The organism is Citrobacter sp. H12-3-2, assembly GCF_009649895.1.
GTDB lineage: Bacteria > Pseudomonadota > Gammaproteobacteria > Enterobacterales > Enterobacteriaceae > Citrobacter > Citrobacter portucalensis.
The window spans coordinates 267,556-279,693 of record NZ_CP045837.1; the positions used below are offsets into that span (position 1 = coordinate 267,556).

The following is a 12,138-nucleotide window of genomic DNA, read 5'->3' on the forward strand; positions in this document are numbered from 1 at the left end:
AATGATTCGCTTTGAACATGTCAGCAAGGCCTATCTCGGTGGGAGACAAGCGCTGCAGGGAGTGACTTTCCATATGCAGCCTGGCGAGATGGCGTTTCTGACCGGCCACTCCGGCGCGGGGAAAAGTACCCTGCTGAAGCTGATTTGTGGAATTGAACGGCCCAGCGCCGGGAAAATCTACTTTAGCGGGCATGACATCAGCCGTTTGAAAAACCGTGAAGTGCCGTTTCTGCGTCGTCAGATTGGCATGATTTTTCAGGATCACCACCTGTTGATGGACAGAACCGTGTTTGACAACGTGGCAATCCCGCTAATCATCGCGGGTGCCAGCGGGGACGATATTCGTCGTCGCGTGTCAGCGGCGCTGGATAAGGTCGGGCTGTTGGACAAAGCGAAAAACTTCCCGATTCAGCTCTCCGGCGGTGAACAACAACGCGTCGGCATCGCCCGTGCGGTGGTGAACAAACCTGCGGTGCTGCTGGCGGATGAACCAACGGGGAACCTGGATGACGCGCTGTCAGAAGGGATCCTTCGCCTGTTCGAAGAGTTTAACCGCGTCGGGGTCACGGTATTAATGGCCACGCACGATATTGGCCTGATCTCCCGTCGCTCCTATCGCCAAATGGTTCTGAGCGATGGACATCTGCATGGAGGCCTGGCGCATGAATAGACGTGACGCTATTAACCAAATCAAACAGTTCGGTGGCCGACTGGATCGCTTTCGTAAATCGGGCGGTGCGCCGGGTGACGGCGGTCGCAACACGCCAAAGCGTGCGAAAGCCGCGCCAAAGCCGAATTCGCGTAAAACCAATGTCTTTAACGAGCAGGTACGTTATGCGTTTCAGGGCGCGTTACAGGACCTGAAAAGCAAGCCGCTGGCGACGTTTCTGACGGTGATGGTTATTGCCATCTCCCTGACGCTGCCAAGCGTGTGCTACATGGTTTATAAGAACGTAAACCATGCGGCAAGCCAGTATTATCCGTCTCCGCAGATCACCGTTTACCTGCAAAAAACGCTGGATGATGATGCGGCGGCGCGGGTGGTTGGTCAGTTGCAGGCCGAGCAGGGCGTGGAGAAAGTGAATTATCTTTCCCGTGACGACGCGCTGGGTGAATTCCGCAACTGGTCTGGCTTTGGCGGCGCGCTGGATATGCTGGAAGAGAACCCGCTTCCGGCCGTGGCGGTTGTTATCCCGAAACTGGACTTCCAGGGTACGGAGTCGCTGAACACGCTGCGTGACCGCATCGCACAAATCAACGGTATTGATGAAGTGCGAATGGATGACAGCTGGTTCGCTCGCCTGGCGGCGCTGACGGGCCTTGTCGGGCGCGTTTCCGCGATGATCGGCGTGCTGATGGTGGCGGCGGTCTTCCTCGTCATCGGTAACAGCGTGCGTCTGAGTATTTTTGCGCGTCGCGATACCATTAACGTGCAAAAACTGATTGGCGCGACGGATGGATTTATCCTGCGTCCGTTCCTCTACGGCGGTGCACTGCTCGGTTTTTCCGGTGCATTTCTTTCACTGATTTTGTCAGAAATTTTGGTGATGCGTTTGTCGTCAGCGGTGACTGAGGTGGCACAGGTATTTGGAACCAAGTTTGATATCAATGGCTTATCATTCGATGAGTGCCTGTTATTGCTGCTGGTGTGCTCAATGATTGGCTGGGTGGCAGCCTGGCTTGCCACGGTTCAACATTTACGCCACTTTACCCCCGATTAAAAAATCTCTGGTATAATCTTTCCCTGCACTGAGTAGTTCGCTCTGCAGGGAAAGAGTCCCTGTGATCTCTTCCCGGCGTATTCATTGTGATGTCACATTTTGTGCGTAATCTATACACATTACGACATGGAACTTGTGGATAAAATCACTGTCTGATAAAAGATTGAATGATATTCTCGTTGCTCATAAGCTCTGGCATGGTTGTTGCTACTGGTTTTTGTTAATTAGTTTTTAGCCAATGCGCCAGATGAAAAGATTGAGAGGATTTGAATGACCAAAGAAATGCAAAATTTAGCTTTAGCCCCTGTTGGTAACCTGGAATCTTACATCCGGGCTGCGAACGCGTGGCCGATGTTGTCGGCTGACGAGGAGCGGGCACTGGCTGAAAAGCTGCATTACCAGGGCGATCTGGAAGCAGCTAAAACGCTGATCCTGTCTCACCTGCGCTTTGTTGTTCATGTTGCTCGTAATTATGCGGGCTATGGCCTGCCGCAGGCGGATCTGATTCAGGAAGGTAATATCGGCCTGATGAAAGCTGTGCGCCGTTTCAACCCGGAAGTGGGTGTGCGCCTGGTTTCCTTCGCCGTGCATTGGATCAAAGCTGAGATCCACGAATACGTTCTGCGTAACTGGCGTATCGTTAAAGTTGCGACCACCAAAGCACAGCGTAAGCTGTTCTTTAACCTGCGTAAAACCAAGCAGCGTCTGGGCTGGTTTAACCAGGACGAAGTTGAAATGGTTGCTCGCGAGCTGGGGGTTTCCAGCAAAGACGTGCGCGAAATGGAATCCCGTATGGCGGCACAGGACATGACGTTTGACATGTCTTCAGACGATGAGTCTGACAGCCAGCCGATGGCCCCGGTGCTGTATCTGCAGGATAAATCTTCTAACTTTGCCGACGGCATTGAAGAAGATAACTGGGAAGATCAGGCCGCGAACAAACTGACCCACGCAATGGAAGGTCTGGACGAGCGTAGCCAGGACATCATTCGTGCCCGTTGGCTGGACGAAGACAACAAGTCGACGTTGCAGGAACTGGCCGATCGCTACGGCGTTTCCGCTGAACGTGTTCGTCAGCTTGAAAAGAACGCCATGAAAAAACTGCGCGCGGCGATCGAAGCGTAATCTTCGCGCATTGCCAATGAACCCTCGAATGTGAATTCGGGGGTTTTGTTTTTTGTAGGCCGGATAAGGCGTTTACGCTGCCATCCGGCAACACCTTTGCCCGATGGCGCTTTGCTTATCGGGCCTACGACCTTTCCTCCCCTCCCCAGATACGAATTTGTTATCTGGATGTAAATTTAGCTATTCCAAAATAATAAAAATCGGGTATGTTTTAGCAGAGTATGCTGCTAAAGCACGGGTGGCTATCCAATAATCGAAATAAAGTGCTGAACAACAACATCACAACACACGTAATAACCACAATAATGGGGATTGTCAGGATGAATATGAAGGGTAAAGCGTTATTGGCAGGATGTATCGCCCTGTCTTTGAGCAATATGGCGTTTGCTAAGGATATTAAAGTTGCCGTCGTCGGCGCGATGTCCGGTCCGGTAGCGCAGTATGGCGATCAGGAATTTACTGGCGCAGAGCAGGCGATTGCAGATATCAACGCCAAAGGCGGCGTGAAAGGCGACAAACTGGTCATGGTGAAATATGACGATGCCTGTGACCCGAAACAAGCGGTAGCGGTAGCTAACAAAGTGGTCAACGACGGGATTAAATATGTTATCGGCCACCTGTGCTCGTCTTCCACTCAGCCTGCGTCAGATATCTATGAAGACGAAGGCATTCTGATGATCACCCCAGCGGCAACGGCGCCTGAGCTGACCGCGCGCGGCTATAACCTGGTGATGCGTACCACCGGTCTGGATTCCGATCAGGGCCCAACCGCTGCCAAATATATCGTTGAAAAAGTGAAGCCGAAGCGCATTGCGATCGTTCACGACAAACAACAGTACGGTGAAGGCCTGGCGCGTTCCGTGCAGGACAACCTCAAGAAAGCCAACGCTGACGTGGTGTTCTTCGACGGGATCACCGCTGGCGAGAAAGATTTCTCTACGCTGGTGGCGCGTCTGAAGAAAGAGAATATCGATTTCGTTTACTACGGTGGTTACCACCCGGAAATGGGGCAGATCCTGCGCCAGGCACGCGCTGCGGGTCTGAAAACCCAGTTTATGGGACCAGAAGGGGTAGCGAACGTGTCGCTGTCTAACATCGCGGGTGAGTCTGCAGAAGGCTTACTGGTAACGAAACCGAAGAACTACGATCAGGTTCCGGCGAACAAACCGATTGTGGACGCGATCAAAGCCAAGAAACAGGATCCGAGCGGCGCATTCGTATGGACCACCTACGCCGCGCTGCAATCCTTGCAGGCAGGTCTGAACCAGTCTGACGACCCGGCTGAAATTGCCAAATACCTGAAAGCAAACTCAGTGGAAACCGTAATGGGGCCGCTGTCATGGGATGCGAAGGGCGATCTGAAAGGCTTCGAATTCGGCGTGTTTGACTGGCATGCAAACGGGACGGCGACCGACGCCAAATAATTTTCCTGGCGCCTTTCGCGCTGCAGATGCGTTGGCTACGTTATTCAACCCCGGTCACTTACTTATGTAAGCTCCCGGGGACTTCATAACTTGCCGCCTTCCTGCAACGTGAAATTCTTGGAAAATTGCGAGATGGTTTTTTATTTTTTGCTCCCAGCATGTAGGCCGGATAAGCGTCAGCGCCATCCGGCTTTTTTATCTTTTTTCCCAGCCATTCTCCTGGGCTGTAAACCCTAACGCCTGCATAAACGCGGCCATCACGCTGCGGTCTTCAACGCCGACGTCGGCCATCCACCATGAACTCACGTCAGGGTTTTCCCGGATGACTTCTTCGATCAAATACTGCCCGACGCCGCGACGGCGGGTGATATCGCGTACGCGCAATGAATCTAATGCACCTTGCGTGCCGCTCAGGGTTACGCGAACTGCGCCTAACAGACGCTCGTTAAATCGTGCGGCGTAGATCCGGTGCGTTTCATCTACGCTTAACGATGAGGCGGAATATTCCGGCCAGATTTTGCCCAGATCAATCTGGTCCTGGTCGCTAAAGTTATCTAAACGAACGATGGTCAGCTTCATTAACAGCATGTCCAAATCACAAAAGATGGAATGAGTGTACCGAAATAATTCGCCCGGATGCTTTCTCTTTTTTATGTGAATAACCAGATTAATAATTTTGTAACAACGGTAATGACAGTTTGAAACCGTAGAGATTGAAAAACAGGCAGAATAATACCCTGGAATGCAGCATTTTATTCGGCTCTTTGTGCCGTTATTTTATGCTGACAAACGTGCTTTTTTTTGTTTATCTATAGTGAAAAGCAGAATATTATCTTTTCTTAATCGACTGAAAAATAGAGATTTTAGCCTGATTTTGCTTAAAAAACTGCGCTAAACCATTAATGAGACTGGTAAAAATAGTGCAGTTCAAAAAAAGCACAGACTGCTTTTTAACCACATAAATACAAAATATTAATTACGTCACGAATGGGGATTCAGGTAATGAAACGGAATGCGAAAACAATCATCGCAGGGGTGATAGCACTGGCAATGTCACACGCGGTCATGGCGGAAGATATCAAGGTCGCTGTTGTCGGCGCGATGTCAGGTCCGGTCGCGCAGTGGGGCGATATGGAATTTAATGGCGCACGTCAGGCCATTAAAGATATCAATGCCAAAGGCGGGGTCAAAGGCGACAAACTGGTTGCAGTGGAATATGACGACGCCTGCGATCCGAAACAGGCCGTTGCGGTAGCGAACAAAATCGTCAATGACGGCATTCAGTACGTTATTGGACATCTGTGCTCATCCTCCACGCAACCCGCATCAGATATCTATGAAGATGAAGGCATTCTGATGATTTCTCCGGGTGCCACAAACCCGGAACTGACCCAGCGCGGTTACGCTCACATTATGCGTACAGCGGGCCTGGACTCCTCTCAGGGGCCGACCGCCGCGAAATACATTCTGGAGAAGGTGAAGCCACAGCGTATCGCCATCATTCACGATAAACAGCAATACGGTGAAGGTCTGGCGCGTTCGGTGCAGGACAGCCTGAAAGCGGGCAAAGCCAACATCGTTTTCTTTGACGGTATCACCGCCGGGGAAAAAGATTTTTCTGCGCTGATCGCTCGCCTGAAAAAAGAAAATATCGACTTTGTTTATTACGGCGGCTACTACCCGGAAATGGGGCAAATGCTGCGCCAGGCGCGTTCCGTCGGACTGAAAACCCAGTTTATGGGACCTGAGGGCGTCGGCAATGCGTCGCTGTCTAACATCGCCGGTGATGCTGCTGAAGGCATGCTGGTAACCATGCCAAAACGCTATGACCAGGATCCGGCGAATAAGGCTATCGTCGATGCGCTCAAAGCTGACAAGAAAGATCCAACCGGACCATACGTGTGGATCACTTATGCAGCCGTCCAGTCATTGGCGACAGCAATGGATCGCAGCGGTAGTAAAGAGCCGCTGGACCTGGTGAAAGATCTGAAAGCACACGGGGCTGATACCGTGATTGGGCCGCTGAAATGGGATGAAAAAGGCGATTTGAAGGGATTTGAGTTTGGTGTCTTCCAGTGGCATGCAGACGGTTCTTCGACCGTCGCGAAGTAATACCTGAAGACGAGTTATCCCACCGCCCGTGCAAAACGGGCGGGTTTAAAAAGGTTACCTTATGTCCGAGCAGTTCCTCTATTTCTTGCAGCAGATGTTTAACGGCGTCACGCTGGGAAGCACCTACGCGCTGATCGCCATCGGTTACACGATGGTGTACGGCATTATCGGTATGATCAACTTCGCCCACGGCGAGGTGTATATGATCGGCAGCTATGTCTCCTTTATGATCATCGCAGCGCTAATGATGATGGGCATCGATTCCAGCTGGCTACTGGTCGCGGCGGGCTTCGTCGGCGCGATTGTCATTGCCAGCGCCTACGGCTGGAGCATTGAACGTGTGGCGTATCGGCCCGTGCGCAGCTCCAAGCGCCTGATCGCGCTGATTTCCGCTATCGGGATGTCTATCTTCCTGCAAAACTACGTCAGCCTGACGGAAGGTTCGCGCGACGTGGCGCTGCCCAGCCTGTTTAATGGCCAGTGGACTGTCGGCAGTAGCGATAACTTCTCTGCTTCCATCACCACCATGCAGTTGGTTATCTGGATCGTAACCTTCCTGGCGATGCTGGCGCTGACGCTGTTTATCCGTTACTCCCGTATGGGCCGCGCCTGCCGTGCCTGTGCCGAAGACCTGAAGATGGCCAGCCTGCTCGGCATTAACACCGATCGCGTGATTGCGTTGACCTTTGTGATTGGTGCGGCAATGGCGGCGGTAGCGGGCGTGCTGCTCGGTCAGTTCTATGGCGTAATTAACCCATACATCGGCTTTATGGCCGGGATGAAGGCCTTTACCGCGGCGGTACTGGGCGGCATCGGCAGCATTCCAGGGGCGATGATCGGCGGCCTGATTCTGGGCGTTGCGGAAGCGCTCTCCTCTGCTTATCTGAGTACTGAATACAAAGACGTTGTTTCATTCGCGCTGCTGATTCTGGTGCTGCTGGTGATGCCGACCGGTATTCTGGGTCGCCCGGAGGTAGAGAAAGTATGAAACCGATGCATTTTGCAATGGCGCTGCTCTCTGCCGCTATGTTCTTCGTCCTGGCGGGCGTTTTTATGGGCGTTCAGTTAGAGCTGGACGGTACCAAGCTGGTGGTCAATACCGCCGCGGATATCCGCTGGCAGTGGGTGTTTATCGGCACTGGCGTGGTCTTTCTTTTCCAACTGCTGCGTCCAGCCTTCCAGAAAGGCCTGAAGAGCGTCTCCGGACCAAAGTTTATTCTGCCGGCGATTGATGGCTCCACCGTTAAACAGAAGCTGTTCCTGGTGGCGCTGCTGGTGATTGCCGTGGCGTGGCCGTTTATGGTGTCACGCGGTACGGTGGATATCGCCACGCTGACGATGATTTATATCATCCTCGGCCTCGGCTTAAACGTGGTGGTAGGGCTTTCGGGCCTGCTGGTGCTGGGATACGGCGGCTTCTATGCCATCGGCGCTTACACCTTCGCGCTGCTGAACCACTATTACGGACTCGGCTTCTGGACTTGTCTGCCGCTGGCGGGACTGGTTTCCGCTGCTGCGGGCTTCCTGCTCGGCTTCCCGGTACTGCGCCTGCGCGGTGATTATCTGGCGATTGTGACCTTAGGCTTCGGCGAAATCGTCCGCATCCTGCTGCTCAACAACACCGAAGTAACCGGTGGTCCAAACGGTATTAGCCAGATCCCGAAACCGACCTTTTTCGGTCTGGAGTTCAGCCGTACCGCCCGTGAAGGCGGCTGGGATACCTTCAGCAACTTCTTTAACGTCAAGTACGATCCGTCTGACCGCGTCATTTTCCTCTATCTGGTGGCGCTGCTGCTGGTGGTCTTCTCGCTGTTTGTTATTAACCGTTTGCTGCGTATGCCGCTGGGTCGTGCGTGGGAAGCGCTGCGTGAAGATGAAATTGCCTGTCGCTCGCTGGGCTTAAACCCTACGCGCATCAAGCTGACAGCCTTTACCATCAGCGCCGCGTTTGCCGGTTTTGCCGGTACGCTGTTTGCCGCGCGCCAGGGCTTCGTCAGCCCGGAATCCTTCACCTTTGCCGAGTCGGCCTTTGTGCTGGCGATTGTGGTACTGGGCGGAATGGGCTCACAGTTTGCGGTGATCCTCGCAGCTATCCTGCTGGTGGTGTCACGCGAGCTGATGCGTGATTTCAACGAATACAGCATGTTAATGCTGGGTGGTTTAATGGTACTGATGATGATCTGGCGTCCGCAGGGCTTGTTGCCGATGACCCGTCCACAGTTGAAGCTGAAAAACGGGGAAGCAAAAGGAGAGCAGGCATGAGTCAGCCATTATTATCCGTTAACGGCCTGATGATGCGCTTCGGCGGTCTGCTGGCGGTAAACAACGTTGAACTGGAACTGCGACCGCAGGAGATTGTCTCGTTAATCGGCCCGAACGGTGCGGGGAAAACCACGGTCTTTAACTGTCTGACCGGTTTTTATAAGCCGACCGGCGGGACGATTAAGCTGCGCGACCAGCACCTGGAAGGGTTGCCGGGTCAGCAAATCGCGCGTATGGGCGTGGTACGTACTTTCCAGCACGTGCGTCTGTTTCGCGAAATGACGGTGATTGAAAACCTGCTGGTGGCGCAACATCAGCAACTGAAAACCGGCGTCTTCTCCGGCCTGTTGAAAACCCCGTCGTTCCGTCGCGCGCAGAGTGAAGCGTTGGATCGCGCTGCCACCTGGCTTGCGCGTATTGGCTTGCTGGAGCACGCCAACCGTCAGGCCAGTAACCTGGCCTACGGCGACCAGCGCCGTCTGGAAATAGCCCGCTGCATGGTGACCCAGCCGGAAATCCTGATGCTCGACGAACCCGCTGCTGGACTCAACCCGAAAGAGACCAAGGAGCTGGACGAGCTGATTGCTGAACTGCGTAACCATCACAACACCACCATTTTGTTGATTGAGCACGACATGAAGCTGGTGATGGGGATTTCTGACCGTATTTACGTGGTGAACCAGGGCACGCCGCTGGCGAATGGGACGCCGGAACAGATTCGTAATAACCCGGATGTTATCCGCGCCTATTTAGGTGAAGCATAATGGGGGCGAGGATTAATATGGATAAGGCGATGTTATCGTTCGACAAAGTCAACGCCCACTACGGCAAGATACAGGCGCTGCACGACGTCAGCTTGTATATCAACCAGGGTGAAATCGTTACTCTGATTGGTGCTAACGGCGCGGGAAAAACCACGCTGCTCGGCACATTGTGTGGCGACCCGCGAGCGACCAGTGGGCGAATCGTCTTTGATGGTAAAGACATTACCGACTGGCAGACGGCGAAAATCATGCGCGAAGCGGTAGCGATTGTGCCGGAAGGGCGTCGCGTGTTTTCCCGCATGACGGTGGAAGAGAACCTGGCGATGGGCGGCTTCTTTGCCGAAAAGGACCAGTTTCAGGAACGCATCAAATGGGTGTATGACCTGTTTCCCCGTCTGCATGAGCGTCGTATTCAGCGTGCGGGAACGATGTCCGGCGGTGAACAGCAGATGCTGGCGATAGGCCGCGCGCTGATGAGCCAGCCGAGGCTGCTACTGCTTGATGAACCGTCGCTAGGTCTGGCGCCGATTATCATCCAGCAGATTTTTAACACCATCGAACAGCTGCGCGAGCAGGGGATGACCATCTTCCTCGTCGAACAGAACGCTAACCAGGCGCTGAAGCTCGCCGATCGCGGCTACGTGCTGGAAAACGGTCATGTGGTGCTGGAAGACACCGGTGATGCGTTACTGGCTAACGAAGCGGTGCGTAGTGCGTATCTGGGCGGTTAATCATTATCTGAATAGACAAGGGGCCCGCTGTGGCCCCTTTTTATTGCTCTATGTTATTATTGAGAATAGTTATCAATAATAAAAATGAACATGGAGAAAGGATGATTCGTTCAGGTACCTGCATGATGATTGGCAGTTTGTTTTTGACGCTTTCACTAACCACCCTGGCCTCAACATCGCCAGCGTTCGACCCGCGCGACCCTGCAATTTGGGAAGAAAAGCCGGACAACCCGTTAGCGCAATCTAACTCGCCCTGCGAAGTGTTTACCAGCTCAGTATGCCTTGGCTGGGAAGATGATAAATCAGATATCCAGCGTGAACGTGAGCGACGAGAGCAGCAGCGTTTACAGAATGAATATGAACGACGCTGGCGTCGGGATTAATCTTCCTTGCTGGAGCAGCAGATAACGCCACCCTGGCCGGAGAAGGTATAGCGATATCCGGCTTTGTTGTGCACCACCCCGCATTTTCCTGTCACTACGCTTTCACCGCCTTGCCATCTGTTTGTCGCCTTACTATCTTTTTTTTGTAATAAAAAAGTTATTTTTCTGTCATTCGAGCATGTCATGTTACCCCCGCGAGCATAAAACGCGTGATATCGCGCATCCGGCACAACAAGAGAGATAACCGATGATATCGTTACGACATACAGCTTTAGGACTGGCACTTAGCCTGGCATTTGCAGGTCAGGCACTGGCGGTCACCACTATCCCGTTCTGGCACTCAATGGAAGGCGAACTGGGTAAAGAAGTTGATTCACTGGCCCAACGTTTTAATGCAGCCAATCCCGACTACAAAATTGTTCCGCAGTACAAAGGTAACTACGAGCAGAGCCTGAGTGCAGGAATTGCCGCTTTCCGTACCGGAAACGCGCCTGCGCTGCTGCAGGTTTATGAAGTGGGTACGGCAACCATGATGGCCTCAAAAGCCATTAAACCGGTCTATGAAGTATTCAAAGAGGCTGGCATTAACTTCGATGAGTCTCAGTTCGTACCGACCGTTTCCGGTTACTACACCGACTCTAAAAGCGGACACTTGCTCTCCCAGCCGTTTAACAGCTCCACTCCGGTGCTGTACTACAACAAAGATGCCTTCAAAAAAGCCGGTTTAGACCCGGAGCAGCCGCCGAAAACCTGGCAGGATCTGGCGGAGTACACCGCGAAGCTGAAAGCCGCAGGCATGAAGTGCGGTTACGCCAGCGGCTGGCAGGGATGGATTCAGATTGAAAACTTCAGCGCCTGGAACGGTCTGCCGGTAGCAACCAAAAACAATGGCTTTGACGGTACCGACGCGGTGCTGGAGTTCAATAAACCGGAACAGGTGAAACACATCGCTCTGCTGGAAGAGTTGAACAAAAAAGGTGATTTCAGCTACTTCGGGCGTAAGGACGAATCCACTGAGAAGTTCTACAACGGGGATTGTGCCATTACCACCGCCTCTTCCGGTTCGCTGGCCGACATCCGCCACTACGCTAAATTCAATTATGGCGTCGGGATGATGCCGTACGATGCCGATGTGAAGGGCGCGCCGCAGAATGCGATTATCGGTGGGGCCAGCCTGTGGGTGATGCAGGGTAAAGACAAAGCAACCTACGAAGGCGTGGCGCAGTTCCTCAACTTCCTGGCGAAGCCTGAAATTGCTGCCGAATGGCACCAGAAGACCGGCTATCTGCCGATCACCACCGCTGCCTACGACCTGACCCGTGAGCAGGGCTTCTATGAGAAGAACCCTGGGGCTGATATCGCCACCCGCCAGATGCTGAACAAGCCGCCGTTGCCGTTCACCAAAGGGCTGCGTTTGGGCAATATGCCGCAGATCCGCACTATTGTGGATGAAGAGCTGGAAAGCGTCTGGACCGGGAAGAAAACCCCGCAGCAGGCACTGGATGCCGCCGTTGAGCGTGGCAATCAGTTACTGCGCCGCTTTGAGCAATCGACCAAGTCTTAAGTGTATAAGTGCCTGATGGCGCTGTGCTTATCAGGCCTACAAGTTTGTAGTT

At 53.1% G+C, this 12,138-nt stretch carries 12 protein-coding genes and 1 pseudogene; 11 read left to right on the top strand and 2 right to left on the bottom strand.

Annotated features, from left to right (window positions below; all coding sequences use genetic code 11):
• Position 1 precedes the first annotated feature (1 nt).
• From ftsE to livJ, 4 genes are all read left to right on the top strand, one after another.
• On the top strand, positions 2-670 hold the full coding sequence (ftsE, locus tag GHC22_RS01275) for a cell division ATP-binding protein FtsE (protein ID WP_003023420.1): 669 nt from the start codon (positions 2-4) through the stop codon (positions 668-670).
• Positions 663-1,721, top strand: a complete 1,059-nt coding sequence (ftsX, locus tag GHC22_RS01280; protein WP_020996073.1) for a permease-like cell division protein FtsX — start codon at positions 663-665, stop codon at positions 1,719-1,721. The genes ftsE and ftsX overlap by 8 nt, the downstream gene beginning before the upstream one ends.
• A gap of 270 nt (positions 1,722-1,991) precedes the next feature.
• Complete coding sequence (rpoH, locus tag GHC22_RS01285) at positions 1,992-2,846, top strand: RNA polymerase sigma factor RpoH (RefSeq protein ID WP_003023425.1); 855 nt, start codon at positions 1,992-1,994, stop codon at positions 2,844-2,846.
• Positions 2,847-3,166: 320 nt separating this feature from the next.
• Positions 3,167-4,270 (top strand): branched chain amino acid ABC transporter substrate-binding protein LivJ, encoded by a 1,104-nt coding sequence (livJ, locus tag GHC22_RS01290; protein ID WP_139153507.1) that lies wholly within the window; start codon positions 3,167-3,169, stop codon positions 4,268-4,270.
• Between the two features lie 83 nt (positions 4,271-4,353).
• On the opposite strand, the pseudogene GHC22_RS24860 reads toward livJ, so the two are convergent.
• Positions 4,354-4,481 (bottom strand): annotated as a pseudogene (locus GHC22_RS24860) (hypothetical protein).
• Positions 4,466-4,849, bottom strand: coding sequence for an aspartate 1-decarboxylase autocleavage activator PanM (gene panM / locus GHC22_RS01295; protein ID WP_003827573.1), 384 nt, complete (start codon positions 4,847-4,849; stop codon positions 4,466-4,468). The pseudogene GHC22_RS24860 and the gene panM overlap by 16 nt, the downstream one beginning before the upstream one ends.
• 423 nt (positions 4,850-5,272) lie before the next feature.
• On the opposite strand from panM, the gene livK reads away from it, so the two are divergent.
• The 7 genes from livK (at position 5,273) to ugpB (ending at position 12,086) form a co-directional block, all read left to right on the top strand.
• Positions 5,273-6,382, top strand: a complete 1,110-nt coding sequence (livK, locus tag GHC22_RS01300; RefSeq protein WP_003023433.1) for a high-affinity branched-chain amino acid ABC transporter substrate-binding protein LivK — start codon at positions 5,273-5,275, stop codon at positions 6,380-6,382.
• Between the two features lie 61 nt (positions 6,383-6,443).
• Positions 6,444-7,370: a high-affinity branched-chain amino acid ABC transporter permease LivH gene (gene livH / locus GHC22_RS01305; RefSeq protein WP_003827575.1), complete on the top strand. Its 927-nt coding sequence runs from the start codon at positions 6,444-6,446 to the stop codon at positions 7,368-7,370.
• Entirely contained in the window at positions 7,367-8,644 is a 1,278-nt protein-coding gene (livM, locus tag GHC22_RS01310; RefSeq protein ID WP_153752078.1) for a branched chain amino acid ABC transporter permease LivM, read from the top strand. The genes livH and livM overlap by 4 nt, the downstream gene beginning before the upstream one ends.
• The gene (gene livG, locus GHC22_RS01315; RefSeq protein ID WP_003827578.1) at positions 8,641-9,408 is read left to right on the top strand and encodes a high-affinity branched-chain amino acid ABC transporter ATP-binding protein LivG; all 768 of its coding nucleotides are present in this window, start codon (positions 8,641-8,643) and stop codon (positions 9,406-9,408) included. Before livM ends, livG begins: the two co-directional genes overlap by 4 nt.
• Before the next feature lie 17 nt (positions 9,409-9,425).
• Entirely contained in the window at positions 9,426-10,139 is a 714-nt protein-coding gene (gene livF, locus GHC22_RS01320; protein ID WP_003827581.1) for a high-affinity branched-chain amino acid ABC transporter ATP-binding protein LivF, read from the top strand.
• Positions 10,140-10,240: 101 nt separating this feature from the next.
• Positions 10,241-10,522 (top strand): hypothetical protein, encoded by a 282-nt coding sequence (locus GHC22_RS01325; protein ID WP_153752079.1) that lies wholly within the window; start codon positions 10,241-10,243, stop codon positions 10,520-10,522.
• A 247-nt stretch (positions 10,523-10,769) separates the two neighbouring features.
• Positions 10,770-12,086 (top strand): sn-glycerol-3-phosphate ABC transporter substrate-binding protein UgpB, encoded by a 1,317-nt coding sequence (gene ugpB / locus GHC22_RS01330; protein WP_003827583.1) that lies wholly within the window; start codon positions 10,770-10,772, stop codon positions 12,084-12,086.
• Positions 12,087-12,138 lie beyond the last annotated feature (52 nt).